Origin of the sequence: Caballeronia calidae (assembly GCF_900044055.2) — a bacterium.
Taxonomy (GTDB): domain Bacteria; phylum Pseudomonadota; class Gammaproteobacteria; order Burkholderiales; family Burkholderiaceae; genus Caballeronia; species Caballeronia calidae.
The window spans coordinates 1-13,667 of the sequence record NZ_FCOX02000066.1; the positions used below are offsets into that span (position 1 = coordinate 1).

The following is a 13,667-nucleotide window of genomic DNA, read 5'->3' on the forward strand; positions in this document are numbered from 1 at the left end:
GCGGTGGACGTCGCGGCGGCGGGCGCGGACGCGACCGTGCAGACCAACAACGTGCAGGCCGGCGAAATCTCCTGCGAGTTTCTGGCAAAGAAGCTGAACGGCAAGGGCAACGTGGTGATCGAGAACGGCCCGCAGGTATCGGCGGTGATCGATCGCGTGAATGGCTGCAAGAGCGTGCTTTCGAAGAATCCGGGCATCAAGGTCCTGTCCGACGATCAGGACGCGAAAGGCTCGCGTGAAGGCGGCATGAACGCGATGCAGGGTTATCTCACGCGTTTCCCGAAGCTCGATGGCGTGTTCGCGATCAACGATCCGCAAGCGATCGGCACGGACCTCGCCGCGAAGCAATTGCATCGCAACAACATCGTGATCACGTCGGTGGACGGCGCGCCGGATATCGAAACGGCGCTCAAGTCGGACACGATGGTTCAGGCATCCGCGAGCCAGGACCCGTGGGCGATGGCACAGCAGGCGGTGAGCGTCGGGTATGACCTCATGAACGGGAAGAAGCCGGCCAACTCGACGATTCTGCTGCCGTCTACGCTGGTTACGCGGGACAACGTCGGCAGTTACAAGGGCTGGTCGTCGCCGCGTTGAGCGGTGTTTCAGGCGCGTGCTGGCGTGGCAGGCTCAGCCTGAAGCGTCAGTGCGCGCCGTGATGCAAGCGCCTCAGTCCTCGTCGGCTATCGAATTCAACATGCGCAACCGCGTCCTGCCATCCGGCGTGAAGTGCGTGCCGAAGCGCACCAGCCCTTCACGGCGCAGATGGCAGGCCATCGTGAAACTCAACAGCATGCCCGGTTCCGGCTCGTTGATTTCGATGTCGATCGATCTGAGGCGCGGCTCGTATTCCAGCAACGTCGCCTCGATCTCGTTTCTCAACCGATGCGCCGACGCCGGCAAATGCCGATAAATCTCCGACAGATCGTCGAGCCCATATCGCGGCAAATGCGCAAGCGCCTTGCGACGGCTGTTCAAAATGCGCTGGATGTTGTCGCGCACCGAATAGAACGTCTGCGCTTCCGGCGCGAACTCGTCGATCGCCCTGCCGTCGGAAAAGTGACCTGTGATTCGCTCGAACAGGCCGGGTCCCGCGCGTGTCATCGGCTCTCCTTTTGCACCATGTGTGCGACGGACGCATCGAGCCAACTGTCGATCCCGAACCAGACCATCCCGATCATCGCGCAAGCCAGCGCGATGCCCGCGAGCGGCGAAATCCGTCGCATCCACGGGAGGCGAACGGCCGCCTCGATCACGACGGAGCCGTCATCGTTCGCGTCTTGCGATGTTCCGAGCCGCTCGTCGATGGCACGCTTGAGCCGCATGCGCGCGTCATCGCCATCGAGTGCGAAGCGTCCTTTGAAGCCGAGGTCCAGCACCGCGGCGAAGATCGCGAACAACGACTGCGCGGGCCTCCTTTCACGCAGACGCTGCTCCATGCGTCGAATCAGTTCTTCACCCGCCTCGTTCGTGTGGAACGCCTCCAGTTGCAGCGGCTTTTGCTCCCACTCGTCGCGCGCCGCGCCCTCGAGACAGCGCAGCGCCGCTTCGTCGAGCAACGCGCATTGCGCATAGACGGCATCGTCGATCTCGTCGGACGAGAGCCGCCGTGCGCGAAGCTCCTCTTTCAGGCGGGCGATCTGGCCTTTGCATTCGTCACGCAGCGAATCAATCGAGTCCGACCCATGCTCGTCCCTGCCTTCGAGATCGGAGATGGTCAGCGCCGTATCGCGCAGCGCGACGGGAAGCAACGCGGTGTTATCAGACGATAGAGACATCGTCGCGCTCATGTCGGCAGCACCGCGTAGAGTTCGATCGACACATCCGGAATCGACGCCGGCACATAGAACTGGCAAGCGCGCGCCGCGATCATGCGCGTGAACGCGGGATGCTGCGAATCGAGCGCGAAATACTGATTCTCGATGCGCACCGGAATGGCCGCGGGCAACCGCGACATCGACTTGAGCGGAATGCCCAGCAGCGCCGAGTTGACGATCTGCTCGACCTCATCGGGCGCGCCTGCCTTGCACAGACGCGGAAATTGTTCGATGAGCGCGTGCGCGGGCAGTCCCGCCTGCACGGACAAGTAATAGTCGGCGTCTTCGACGAGCCGCTCGTCCTTGATCTGGCCGGTCCACATCGTGCCGCGTACGCGCTCCAGTGCGATCGGCACGACGCGCGACGGGATGACGGTATCGAGCAGCGTGCGGATCAGCGACTCGAGTTCCGCGAATACGGGCTCCGGCGCGCGGTGATCGTAAGCCGGGATCGACTGCAAGGTCTCCGTGGTCGAGAACGTCAGGAGCGAGCCCGCGAGACGAGATAGCAGCGCGTAGAGCTTCTCGGGATGCTGATCGGGCGCCTGAGCGAGCCGCGCAAGTTCGGGCCACGTGGTATTCACGCTATGCAGCAGCCAGAACAGCGACACGTCCGCGACGGCATAGTCCGCGATCTGGCTTGAGTCCGCTGTCGCATTACCAGACACCGCCGCGCCGAACATCGCTACCGCGGCGAACACCAACTGGGACGAAACCGAAGCGCAAGCCAGCGACATGGCCGCGCAGCAGGGCCTCGACACCGCGCTCGCCTGGCTGCAGCGGCTACCCGTGCACGACAATACGCAGATCGCGAGCGCTCCAAGGGATATCGCGTGAGGCTCGCGGCGGATCGAATCCCAGCCGGGGATGACACGCGCCGGGTAGCTGCCGTTCGTTTGAACGGACAGCACCCGTGCGATTTTCAAGCGATCGAGCGCAGCGTCATTACGGCGATGGCGGTTGCAGCCGTCCATCGTCGCCGAGGACCAGGCCTTGCCAGGTCGCGGGTTTGCCGGAAATCTCCCAGGCCTGAATCTGTTGCGGTGTCCTGCCGATGCCGCCGCGTACCGTCGCGAGCGTGTCGGGTTCGAGTTCTTTCGTCATTGGCAGGTCTTCGATCGTCAGCGCGGTCATCGCAGTCTCCTTCGGTGGCTTGGCCAGCCGGTCGGCGGGCCCATGCGTACAAAGGCACGGAACATGCCAGTCGCGCGAAGCCCGTCGCGACGGTGAAGCGCGCTCAACGGTGACAGACAGGGACCAACAATCGCGCACGACATGTTGGCGCGGAAGCGTCAATCGCTATTCCCCGGCGCTTACGTCTGACCGGCTTTCACCACGAGCGGCAGACGCACCTGAAACGTCGTTCGTCCCGGGCGTGAACTGACGAGCAACGCGCCACGGTGCCGGTTGACCACCGTCTGATACGAGATCTCGAGACTCAGACCCATGCCCTGCCCCGGCGGCTTGGTGGTGAAGAATGGTTCGAACAGATGCGGCATGACATCGTCCGCGATGCCGGTCCCGTTGTCAGTGACCTCGACCACGGCCTCGTCCATCTCCCGGTACGTCCGAACGATGATGTCGCCCCGGCCGCTCGTCGCATCGATCGCGTTGTCGATCAGGTTCGTCCACACCTGATTCAGCTCGCTGCCGTACACGGTCAGCTGCGGGAGGCTGCGATCGTAATCGCGCTGCACCGTGATGCCCTGCTTGAGCCGGTGTTGCATGATGATGAGCGTGTCTTCGATTCCATCGTGAATGTCCACTTCCTGCAGCGGCGCCTGATCCATGCGCGAATAGGATTTCATCGCCCGGATGATCTCGGAGATTCGGAGCGAACCCACGCGGATATCGTCCATCAGCGCGTCGAGTTCCAATGTCGAGGCCAGCCAGTTGATCGCAGCGGAAAACTGCTCCTTGGTCAGCACGACTGCAAGCGGGCCGAGTTCTTCCTGCAGGATTCCCGAGCCGATGAGGCATGGCGCCTGAAGCCAGGGCTTGGCGACGCCTTGCGCGACGAGCCATTCGCAGAGCGCATCGACTGCCTGATTCTGCTTCAGGGCATCGATGCCGGACACAACGTTCGCGATCTCACGGCGATTGCCCAGGCCCTCCAGGATTTTCAGCGCCTCGACAGGAATCGCGCTATTCCTCAAATCGACGTCCGCAGCCCTCAGCCTGGCCAGCGCGGCGACTGCATAATCGGACGTTCGCACGAGCGCAGCGGCGGGATTGTTCAACTCGTGCGCGAGGCCTGCAGCAAGCGTCCCAAGGGCAGCGAGCTTTTCGCGATTGCGCAGCGTCGCCTCCAGGTTCGCGAGGCGATCGAAGGAACTGTGGAAGATCAGTTGGCAGAACGCCTCCGAACCGACCAGCAATTCGCGGAACGCGCGCTCCGGCAGCAACGCAAGGCGGCCGTCGGTGACCGCGCTGAGCGTGCTGGGCGCGGGCGCGCCCGAGAGCAGCGAGACGGCCCCGAAGAAGCTTGGCGCGATGTAGCGCGCCGTGGGAATGTGCTGCCCGCGTGACAGCTTGGTCGCCGCGACCTCGCCCTGCAGCACGATGTGAAAGTCGGCTCTCTTCTCGCCTTCGCCCGCAAGGACTTCCCCCGCCGCGAAGCTCACTTCGGTGAGCTGTTCGCGCAGCCACTGCAAGAGCGCTTCTGACAGCTCCGCGAAGAGCGGATGCGCACGCAGTTCTTCCAGCTGGATCATGGCGCTGACCTAAGAGTCGGACAGGATGAATCTCAAGTGAAGTGGGCACTCACGACACATCGTGACGCCGCAACGCGGCATCAGAAGGATTGTAGTGCTCATGCGTCGACATCGCGGCGTGCGGTTGGTCGGGTAAAGACGCGGGTAACGGCCCGGAACAGCCGCCGGCCCCGTTTCGAAAAGTGCGGGTGGCGAAGCGAGGGCGAGCCGCCCGTCGTCACGCCTGGTTGACGGCGTCCTTGAACGCTTTACCGGCGGTGAACTTGACCGTCTTCGCTGCTGCGATCTCGATCGTCGCACCTGTCTGCGGATTCCGGCCGGTCCGTGCCGCGCGCTCGCCCGACCCGAACGATCCGAACCCGATCAATTGGACGGAGTCTCCTTCGGCCACCGCTTTCGCGATCGTGTCGAACACGGCATCGATCGTCTCGGCGGCGGCGCTCTTGCTCATGCCGGCTTCGGAGGCCACGGCGTCAATCAATTCCTGCTTATTCATAAGTCTTTATTCTCCTTAAATTGGAAAGAGGCGTTGCGAAAGGGGATCATCTTACCAACCGATGGCTCCGCTCACGCTCGTCACGTCCGCCGCACTCGATCGTCCGCGGCACAAAGAGCGATCTTACGCTGCGACGACTCCCATCACGTCGAATCGGGCCGCAGGCCTATTTGCGTTTCGCCATGCTTCGTGCCCGCTCAAGTTCCGGAAGCGCGCCTGCGACGATCCCCGTTCATTCGTGAACCGCAGCCCCGGTGCTCGATTCCCTGACGACGAGTTCGGGTTCCGCGAAATACTGCACCGGCGGTTGCGCATGTTCGTCGGTTTCATGGAGTCTTGCGAGCAGAGTGCGGCTCGCCATCGTGCCGAGCCTGTCCGCGCCCGCTGACAATGTCGTCAACGGAGGATTCGTGTGTTCGGCCGCGACCACGTTGTCGCACCCGACGACAGCCAACGCTTTGCCTGCACGCTTGCCCATCCGGTCGAGTTCGTGCAGCACGCCGAATGCCACCTGATCGTTATAACAAACGACGGCGGTCGGCCGCGGCTTCATGTCGAAGATCGCGCGCACGGCATTCCGGCCACCGGCGGGCGTCAGTTCCACATCGACGACCCACTCTTCGTTGACGGGCAGCCCATGCTTGTTCATCGCGGACAAATAGCCCTGCCGCCGCTGATTGGCCACCGTGTAGCCCTTTCTGTTCCCGGCGAAGGCGATACGCGTGTGACCCTGCGTGATCAGATGCTCCGTCGCGAGTTCGAAGCCGTGCGTGTTATCGACGCCGACCGTGTCGACATCCGCGCTCATCGGACGCATGATGAGCACGAGCGGAATGCCCCACGACTGGATCTCGACGGGCATGTCGTCCGGCGTGCCCAGCGCGGGCGACATGATGAGCCCGGCGATGTTCTGCTCGCGCATCGAGCGCAGCACGCGCGTCTGCGTCTCGACGTTTTCCGCCGTGTGCGCCATCAGCGTCGTATAGCCCGACTGTGCGAGCACGCGCTCGATCGCCACGAGCAGCTCGACGAAAAACGGATTCGTCAGATCGTTGATGACCATGCCGATCGTCGTGCTGCGCCGCCCGCGCAGATTCGCCGCGCCACGGTTGTACACGTAGCCCAGCGCCCTCGCCGCTTCGCGCACCTTCTCCGCCGTCTCGGCCTTGATGCGCGGACTTTCCTGCAATACCAGCGACACCGTCGATTTCGATACCCCGGCGGCAGCGGCGATGTCCTGAATGGTCGGGCCGGATTTCATATTGCTTTGCACAATTGGAACGTTCCAAAAAGCGTTTGACAGCGTGAAATGAGTCTACTACAGTCCGTTGGAACGATCCAACGCATCGAATTGGAACGTTCCAACGAGGCGACATCATGACGGTCCTGCCCCGCTTCGCTGAATAAAAGTTCGAGGAGATTTGCCGTGCGTTCCAGCAAGCTTGTTTCATTGACCCATGCAGCGAGCCTGATCGGCGATGGCGACATCGTCACCGTGAGCTCGTCGAGCGGTCTCGGCTGCCCCGACGCGATGCTCGCCGCGATCGGCGCGCGCTTCGACGCCGAAGGCCATCCCCGCAATCTGACGATGCTGCATCCCATCGCCGCCGGCGACATGTACGGGATCAAGGGCATCGATCACATCGCGAAGGAAGGACTGATCCGGACGGTCATTGCCGGCTCGTTTCCGAGCGGCCCGTCGAGCCTGCCGATGCCCGGCATCTGGCATCTCGTCACCGACAACATCATTCGCGCCTACAACCTGCCGAGCGGCGTGCTCTTCGACATGCATCGCGAAGTCGCGGCGAAGCGGCCCGGCGTGCTGACCAAGGTCGGACTCGATACCTATGTCGATCCCGATCGTCAGGGCGGCGCGATGAATGCGCAGGCAGCCGAACATCCGATCGTCGAGAAAGTCACGTTCGCGGGCGACGAATGGCTGCACTACCGGAACTTCGTGCCGCGCGTCGCCATCGTGCGCGCGACCACGGCGGACGAGCGCGGCAACCTCTCGTTCGAACATGAAGGCGCGCTGCTCGGCGGACGCGATCAGGCGCTTGCCGCGCGCAACAACGGCGGCATCGTGATCGCGCAGGTGAAGCGCGTCGTGAAGGCCGGTTCGCTGCACACGCAACAGGTGCACATTCCGTGCAATCTCGTGGACTACGTGGTCGTCGATCCCGATCAGAAGCAGACCACGCAGATCGAATACGACCCGGAAATCAGCGGCGAAGTGAAGCTGCCGGACAGCGCATTCGCATACGCCGAATGGAACGCCGACAAGGTGATCGCGCGCCGCGCCGCGATGGAGCTCGCCCAGAACGATGCCGTGAATCTGGGCTTCGGCATCTCCGCGAACGTGCCGCGCATTCTGCTCGAAGAGGGCTATCGCGACGATGTGACGTGGGTGATCGAACAGGGCGCGGTCGGCGGCGTGCCGCTTCTGGGCTTCGCGTTCGGTTGCTCGGGCAATGCCGACGCGATCATGCCGTCGCCGTCGCAATTCGTGTACTTCCAGGGCGGCGGCTTCGACGTATCGCTGCTGTCGTTCCTGCAAGTGGACCGCTTCGGCAACGTGAACGTGTCGAAGCTGCCGAGCAAGCCTTATCTCACCGCCGGTTGCGGCGGCTTCATCGACATCACGACACATGCGAAGCGCATCGTCTTCAGCGGCTATTTCACGGCGGGCGCGAAGATCGAAGTGGGCGATGGCCGCCTGAAGATCATCAAGGAAGGCAAGAAGAAGTTCATCGCCGATGTCGATCACGTGACGTTCAGCGGCCGCATGGGACGGCGACGCGATCAGCAAGCGCTGTACGTCACCGAGCGCTGCGTGATCCGGCTCGGCGATACGGGGCTCGAAGTAATCGAGATTGCGCCGGGCGTCGATCTGCGCAAGGACGTGCTCGATCAATGCGAGATCGAACTGGCCGTCTCTCCTGTCCTCAAGACCATGGATGCGTCGATTTTCACGGACGCGCCGTTCGGCCTTCGACTGAAGGAGGCGCGTCATGGCTGAGCCGCAACTCATTCACATCGAGATGCAGAAGGCCGTCGCGATCGTCACGCTGAACCGGCCCGACAAGCTGAATGCGCTGACGCCCGAGATGCTCGAACAACTCGAATGTGCAGCGGCGCAGCTCGAAGCGGATGCAAACGTGCGTGCCGTCGTGCTCACGGGCGCGGGCGAGCGCGCGTTCTGCGTCGGCGCCGATATCAACCAGTGGTCCGCGCTCGCGCCGCTCGACATGTGGCGCGTGTGGGTCGCGCGCGGTCATCGCATCTTCGATCGCTGGGCTGCGCTGCGTCTGCCGGTCGTCGCGGCGATCAACGGCCCGGCGTTCGGCGGCGGTCTCGAACTGGCCGCGATTGCCGACGTGCGCGTGGCCGATCCCGGCGCCACGTTCGCGCTGCCCGAAGCCAGCATCGCGACCTGCCCCGGATGGTCGGGCACGCAGCGGCTCGTCTCGCTGATCGGCCCGAGCCATGTGAAGTCGCTGGCGCTCACCGGCAGGCGCATCGACGCTCAGCGCGCGTATGGCATCGGACTGATCGATGAAATCTCCGCGCCGAAAGAATCGCTCGCGGCCGCCATCGCCATCGCTGAAAAGATCGCGACGCTCGCGCCCGTCTCCGTGCAACTGACGAAGCAACTGATCAACGCCGCCTCGGGATTCGGGACCGGCGCAACCCTGGAAGCCATGGCAGGCGCACTGTCCGCAACGACGCAGGACGCGCGCGAAGGCATGGCGAGTTTCCGCGAACGGCGCCCGGCGCAATACGAGGGTCAATGACATGACGTACGACACCGCAACCACGCTCCTGAAGAGCGATAACGCAACGAATCATGAGGTCTTTCGCGGCCGCATGTACATCGACGGCAAGTGGACCGAGTCTGCGAGCGAACAGCGCTTCGAGCGTCGCAGCCCCGCGCACGGGCACGTCGTCAGCACGTTCCCGGAAGCCACGGCCGCGGACGTCGAGCTTGCCATCGCAGCCGCCGATGCCGCCTTCCGTCACGGTCGATGGCCGAAGCTCAAAGGCGCGGAGCGCGCGCGCGTTCTTCTCGCCATCGCCGATGGCATCAAGGCCCGCGTCGAAAAGATGTCGCTTATCGAATCGCTCGAAACGGGCAAGCCGCTTGCGCAGGCGCGCGGCGAAGTGTCGGGCTGCGTCGATCTCTGGCAATACGCGGCGAGCCTTGCGCGCACGACCAGCGGCGATGCTTACGACACCCTCGGCGAAGACATGCTCGGCATCGTGCTGCGTCAGCCGGTCGGCGTGGTCGGTCTCATCACGCCGTGGAATTTCCCGCTGTGGATTCTTTCGCAGAAGCTGCCGTTCGCGCTGGCCGCCGGCTGTACGTGTGTCGTCAAGCCGAGCGAGCTGACGTCGAGCACCACCGTCATGCTGATGGAGATTCTCGAAGAAGCCGGTGTGCCCGCCGGCGTCGTCAATGTGGTGACGGGCAAAGGGCCGTCCGTCGGCCAGCCGCTCGCGGAGCACGACGCCATCGACATGTTGTCGTTCACCGGATCGACGCGCGTCGGCAGCCTGCTTGGCGGACTCGCATCGAAGAAGCTGAAGAAGGTCGCGCTCGAACTCGGCGGCAAGAATCCGCAGATCGTTTTCCCCGATTGCGACTGGGACGCGATGATCGACGCCGTCGTATTCGGCGTGTATTTCAACGCGGGCGAATGCTGCAACAGCGGCAGCCGCGTGCTGGTGCATGAATCCATCGCGGAGCGATTCGCGCAGGCGGTCGTCGAGCGCGCACGGCAGGTGCCCGTTGGTGATCCGCTGCATCCCGATTGCAAGATCGGCGCGATCGTCAGCGAGCACCAGTTGAGCGAGATCGTCGGCAACATCGAAAAGGGCGTGGCCGCCGGCGCGCGGCTGCGTCTGGGCGGCAAGCGTTACGACGCGCAAGGCCTCTATCTCGAACCGACCATCATCAGCGACGTCACGCCCGACATGAGCATCGCGCGCGAAGAGATCTTCGGCCCCGTGCTCGCGATCATCCCCTTCTCCGATGCCACGCAGGCAATCGAGATCGCCAACGACACCGCCTACGGCCTCTCCGCCGCCGTCTGGAGCCGTGACATCGACACCTGTCTGACCGTTGCGCGCGGCATCGATGCAGGCACGGTCTGGGTCAACACCTTCCTCGATGGCTATCCCGAACTGCCCTTCGGCGGCTTCAAGTCGAGCGGCGTGGGACGCGAACTCGGCAAGCAGGCCGTCGAAGACTACACCGAGACGAAGACGATCCAGCTTCATATCGGCGAGCGCAGGAACTGGTGGTTGCCGCGCCCGGCGGCCTGATCACGAATCGAAAGATACATGCCCGCCGTCGGGCTCACGAGAAAGCCCGTCAAGAGAGCGTTTCATCATGGAGACAAAGATGTTCAAGATGCGTATTGCTGCAATCGCAGTGGGTCTCGTTGCGTGCCACGCGCTGTCCGCGGCCGCCGCCGACACCAAGCAGGTGGAAGTCATGCACTGGTGGACTTCCGGCGGTGAAGCGAAGGCGCTCACCGTTCTCAAGGACGGTTTGAAGACCAAAGGCTTTGCGTGGAAGGACAGCCCCATCGCGGGCGGCGGCGGCGAAGCTGCGCGCACGGTGCTGAAGGCGCGCGTTGCCTCGGGCAATCCGCCGGATGCGATCCAGATGCTCGGCTTCACGATCCCCGAGTATGCGCAGGAAGACTATCTGCAGAACCTCGATGCCGTTGCATCGAAGGAAGGCTGGGACAAGCTCGTGCCCCCGCCGATCCAGAAGTTTTCGAAACCCGATGGACACTGGATCGCCGCGCCCGTCGACGTGCATCGCACGAACTGGATCTGGGCGAACAAGAAGATCTTCGACGAGTTGAAGCTCACGCCGCCGAAAACCTTCGATGAACTGGTCGCCGCTGCCGACAAGATCCGCAAGGCCGGCTATATCCCGCTCGCGCATGGCGGACAGCCATGGCAGGAAGCGACGATCTTCGACAGCGCCGTGATGTCCGCGGGCGGGCCGAAGTTCTACCAGCAGGCGCTCGTCAAGCTCGACCCCGGCGCGCTCGGCTCGAAGACCATGGAGAAGGCCTTCGACCAGATGCGCGCGCTGCGCGGCATGGTCGATCCCAACTTCCCGGGCCGCGACTGGAACCTCGCCACGTCGATGGTGATCAACGGCAAGGCCGCGATGCAGATCATGGGCGACTGGGCGAAGGGCGAGTTCGCATCGGCGGGCAAGCAGCCGAACGCCGACTATCTGTGCTTCCAGTATCCGGGCACGGAAGGCGCCTTCATCTTCAACACCGACCAGTTCGCCACCTTCAAGAAGGGCGACGCGAGTCTGCCGGGTGAATACGCGTTCGCATCGACGATCATGGACCGTGGCGTGCAAGCGAAATTCAACCAGATCAAAGGCTCGATTCCCGCGCGCCTCGACGTGCCTCAGGACGGCTTCGACGAATGCGGCAAGAAGTCGATGAGCGACATGCGCGCCGCCCTCAAGACCGATTCGATGGTCGGCAGCTTCGCGCACGGACACGCCATGCCGGATGGTCCGAAGAACGCGGTCTATGACGTCGTCACGCACTTCTTCAATTCGAACCAGTCCTCTGCCGATGCGGTGAAGGCGCTCGTCGCGGCCGTGAAGAACGCGCAGTAAGCCAACTGGTCCTCATGCGGAGGCGGTGCTGCGCGCCGCTATCCGCGAGGCTCGTCATCTCCGACGACAGGTGTTGCCATGCTCTTGCACAATCGCGCCCACGGGGCGCCCGCTCTGGAAAATCTGAAGCACGGCTCGGACTACAGTCCGACGAACAGGCGATCGACCTTGCGCAATCGCTTCGAAGCCGTCCTGCCGAAGCTCGTCCTCAGTCCGACGCTGATCATCACACTGATCTTCGTGTACGGATTCATCGTCTGGACCACGCTGCTTTCGTTCACGCGCTCACGCGCTTTCGCCAACTTTCACTGGGCCGGACTCCTGCAATACGGCCGCGTGTGGGACCACCCGCGCTGGCATGTGGCGATAGGCAACCTCGGCATCTATGCATCGCTCTATGTCGTGCTTTGCATGGCGATCGGCCTCGGCCTCGCGATCCTGCTCGATCAGCGCATTCGCGCCGAAGGCGGTCTGCGCGCGCTGTTTCTCTATCCGATGGCGCTCTCGTTCATCGTCACAGGCACCGCGTGGAAGTGGATTCTCAATCCCGGTCTCGGCCTGACCAAGCTGTTCCATGACTGGGGGTGGACGAGCTTCCAATTCGACTGGATCATCAGCGACGACATGGCGATCTACACCGTCGTCATCGCCGCCGTGTGGCAGGCCTCGGGCTTCGTGATGGCGATGTTTCTCGCCGGCCTGCGCGGCATCGACCAGGAACAGGTGAAGGCCGCGTCCATCGACGGTGCGCGCATGCCGGCGATCTATCGCCGCATCATCATTCCGCAACTGCGTCCCGTGTTCGTATCCGCGTTCGTGATCCTCGTGCATCTGGCCGTCAAGAGCTATGAACTCGTCATCGCGTTGACGGGCGCGGGCCCCGGCTACTCGACCGAACTGCCCTCGACCTTCATGTACTCGTTCACGTTCACCCGCAACGAGCTCGGCATGGGCGCGGCGAGCGCGGTGATGATGCTGTGCACCGTCGCGGCCATCATGGTGCCCTATCTCTATTCCGAAATGCGACCGCGCCGCAAGAGCGCCGGCCACTGACTCATCCCATAGCCTTTCAGGAGACAACGATGGCTACCAAGACCTGGGACTCGCCGCAGATGGTGGTGGGCAAGCACAACTACGTCTCGCGAATCGTCATCTATTCGCTGCTGACGATCGCGGCCGTGGTCTATCTCGTGCCGCTGCTCGTGATGCTGCTGACTTCGTTCAAGCCGCTTCCCGAAGTGTATTCCGGCAATATCCTCGCGCTGCCGCATCAATGGACGATTGCCGCGTGGGAAAAAGCATGGGGCTCGGCCTGCGTGGGACTCGACTGCTCGGGCGTCAAGGGCTTCTTCTGGAATTCATTCCGGATGGTCTTCGCGGCCGTGGCGGTTTCAACGCTGCTCGGCGCATTGAATGGCTATGTGCTGACCAAATGGCGCTTCAAGGGCGATAACCTGCTGTTCGGCCTGATCCTGTTCGGATGCTTCATCCCGTTCCAGATCGTGTTGATTCCGATGGCGTCCTTTCTCGGCAAGATCGGTCTCGCGCAATCGATCACCGGCCTCGTGTTCGTGCATGTGGTCTATGGCCTCTGCTTCACGACGCTCTACTTCCGCAACTACTACATCGCGTTCCCGGATGAACTGGTGAAAGCCGCGATGATCGACGGTGCGCGCTTCTTTCGCATCTTCTTTCGCATCCTGCTTCCCAACTCGGTGCCGATCATCACGGTCACCGTGATCTGGCAGTTCACGAACATCTGGAACGACTTCCTGTTCGGCGCTTCGTTCACGACGGGCAGTTCCGCGCCGATCACCGTCGCGCTGAACAACATCGTGAATACGTCGACGGGCGTGAAGGAATACAACGTCCACATGGCCACGGCCATGATCGCCGCACTGCCGACGCTGTTCGTCTACATCGTGGGTGGTCGCTATTTCGTTCGCGGTCTGATGGCCGGCTCGGTCAAGGGGTAAATC

Annotated in this window: 13 protein-coding genes and 1 pseudogene; 7 read left to right on the forward strand and 7 right to left on the reverse strand. The window is 63.0% G+C overall.

Annotation, left to right across the window (positions count from 1 at the left end):
* The coding region (locus tag AWB78_RS34540; RefSeq protein ID WP_157697711.1) for a substrate-binding domain-containing protein at nucleotides 1-597 on the forward strand (597 nt) is incomplete at its 5' end.
* A 72-nt stretch (nucleotides 598-669) separates the two neighbouring features.
* Here AWB78_RS34540 and tssE read toward each other — a convergent pair.
* The 7 genes and pseudogenes from tssE to AWB78_RS34575 all read right to left on the reverse strand — a co-directional run bounded on the left by tssE (nucleotide 670) and on the right by AWB78_RS34575 (nucleotide 6,288).
* Nucleotides 670-1,104, reverse strand: a complete 435-nt coding sequence (gene tssE, locus AWB78_RS34545; protein ID WP_062611115.1) for a type VI secretion system baseplate subunit TssE — start codon at nucleotides 1,102-1,104, stop codon at nucleotides 670-672.
* Nucleotides 1,101-1,778: a DotU/TssL family secretion system protein gene (locus AWB78_RS34550; protein ID WP_062611141.1), complete on the reverse strand. Its 678-nt coding sequence runs from the start codon at nucleotides 1,776-1,778 to the stop codon at nucleotides 1,101-1,103. The genes tssE and AWB78_RS34550 overlap by 4 nt, the downstream gene beginning before the upstream one ends.
* Before the next feature lie 8 nt (nucleotides 1,779-1,786).
* Nucleotides 1,787-2,491: pseudogene (tssK, locus tag AWB78_RS34555) on the reverse strand (type VI secretion system baseplate subunit TssK); the annotation flags it as partial.
* Between the two features lie 271 nt (nucleotides 2,492-2,762).
* Nucleotides 2,763-2,951: a hypothetical protein gene (locus AWB78_RS34560; protein ID WP_062611116.1), complete on the reverse strand. Its 189-nt coding sequence runs from the start codon at nucleotides 2,949-2,951 to the stop codon at nucleotides 2,763-2,765.
* Between the two features lie 179 nt (nucleotides 2,952-3,130).
* A complete protein-coding gene (locus tag AWB78_RS34565) occupies nucleotides 3,131-4,531 on the reverse strand; it encodes a sensor histidine kinase (RefSeq protein ID WP_062611117.1) in 1,401 nt (466 codons plus the stop codon).
* A gap of 217 nt (nucleotides 4,532-4,748) precedes the next feature.
* Nucleotides 4,749-5,027, reverse strand: coding sequence for an HU family DNA-binding protein (locus AWB78_RS34570; RefSeq protein ID WP_062611118.1), 279 nt, complete (start codon nucleotides 5,025-5,027; stop codon nucleotides 4,749-4,751).
* Between the two features lie 232 nt (nucleotides 5,028-5,259).
* Nucleotides 5,260-6,288, reverse strand: coding sequence for a LacI family DNA-binding transcriptional regulator (locus AWB78_RS34575; protein ID WP_062611119.1), 1,029 nt, complete (start codon nucleotides 6,286-6,288; stop codon nucleotides 5,260-5,262).
* 165 nt (nucleotides 6,289-6,453) lie between these two features.
* Between AWB78_RS34575 and AWB78_RS34580 the strand changes: the two genes are divergently transcribed.
* The 6 genes from AWB78_RS34580 (at nucleotide 6,454) to AWB78_RS34605 (ending at nucleotide 13,664) form a co-directional block, all read left to right on the forward strand.
* On the forward strand, nucleotides 6,454-8,046 hold the full coding sequence (locus AWB78_RS34580) for an acyl CoA:acetate/3-ketoacid CoA transferase (RefSeq protein WP_062611120.1): 1,593 nt from the start codon (nucleotides 6,454-6,456) through the stop codon (nucleotides 8,044-8,046).
* Nucleotides 8,039-8,821, forward strand: coding sequence for an enoyl-CoA hydratase/isomerase family protein (locus AWB78_RS34585; RefSeq protein ID WP_062611121.1), 783 nt, complete (start codon nucleotides 8,039-8,041; stop codon nucleotides 8,819-8,821). Before AWB78_RS34580 ends, AWB78_RS34585 begins: the two co-directional genes overlap by 8 nt.
* Nucleotide 8,822: 1 nt before the next feature.
* Nucleotides 8,823-10,352 (forward strand): aldehyde dehydrogenase family protein, encoded by a 1,530-nt coding sequence (locus AWB78_RS34590; protein ID WP_062611122.1) that lies wholly within the window; start codon nucleotides 8,823-8,825, stop codon nucleotides 10,350-10,352.
* A 79-nt stretch (nucleotides 10,353-10,431) separates the two neighbouring features.
* On the forward strand, nucleotides 10,432-11,688 hold the full coding sequence (locus AWB78_RS34595) for an ABC transporter substrate-binding protein (RefSeq protein ID WP_062611123.1): 1,257 nt from the start codon (nucleotides 10,432-10,434) through the stop codon (nucleotides 11,686-11,688).
* A 78-nt stretch (nucleotides 11,689-11,766) separates the two neighbouring features.
* Nucleotides 11,767-12,741, forward strand: a complete 975-nt coding sequence (locus AWB78_RS34600) for a carbohydrate ABC transporter permease (RefSeq protein WP_082883530.1) — start codon at nucleotides 11,767-11,769, stop codon at nucleotides 12,739-12,741.
* Nucleotides 12,742-12,800: 59 nt separating this feature from the next.
* Complete coding sequence (locus AWB78_RS34605) at nucleotides 12,801-13,664, forward strand: carbohydrate ABC transporter permease (RefSeq protein ID WP_062611143.1); 864 nt, start codon at nucleotides 12,801-12,803, stop codon at nucleotides 13,662-13,664.
* The last annotated feature ends 3 nt before the right edge of the window (nucleotides 13,665-13,667 follow it).

Excerpts from the sequence above, each read along its gene's own strand:
- AWB78_RS34605 (WP_062611143.1), top strand. The coding sequence starts at position 12,801 with ATGGTGGTGGGCAAGCACAACTACGTCTCGCGAATCGTCATCTATTCG.
- AWB78_RS34550 (WP_062611141.1), bottom strand. The coding sequence starts at position 1,778 with ATGTCTCTATCGTCTGATAACACCGCGTTGCTTCCCGTCGCGCTGCGC.
- AWB78_RS34560 (WP_062611116.1), bottom strand. The coding sequence starts at position 2,951 with ATGACCGCGCTGACGATCGAAGACCTGCCAATGACGAAAGAACTCGAA.
- AWB78_RS34575 (WP_062611119.1), bottom strand. The coding sequence starts at position 6,288 with ATGAAATCCGGCCCGACCATTCAGGACATCGCCGCTGCCGCCGGGGTA.
- AWB78_RS34590 (WP_062611122.1), top strand. The coding sequence starts at position 8,823 with ATGACGTACGACACCGCAACCACGCTCCTGAAGAGCGATAACGCAACG.
- AWB78_RS34585 (WP_062611121.1), top strand. The coding sequence starts at position 8,039 with ATGGCTGAGCCGCAACTCATTCACATCGAGATGCAGAAGGCCGTCGCG.
- AWB78_RS34595 (WP_062611123.1), top strand. The coding sequence starts at position 10,432 with ATGTTCAAGATGCGTATTGCTGCAATCGCAGTGGGTCTCGTTGCGTGC.
- tssE (WP_062611115.1), bottom strand. The coding sequence starts at position 1,104 with ATGACACGCGCGGGACCCGGCCTGTTCGAGCGAATCACAGGTCACTTT.
- AWB78_RS34565 (WP_062611117.1), bottom strand. The coding sequence starts at position 4,531 with ATGATCCAGCTGGAAGAACTGCGTGCGCATCCGCTCTTCGCGGAGCTG.
- AWB78_RS34600 (WP_082883530.1), top strand. The coding sequence starts at position 11,767 with ATGCTCTTGCACAATCGCGCCCACGGGGCGCCCGCTCTGGAAAATCTG.
- AWB78_RS34570 (WP_062611118.1), bottom strand. The coding sequence starts at position 5,027 with ATGAATAAGCAGGAATTGATTGACGCCGTGGCCTCCGAAGCCGGCATG.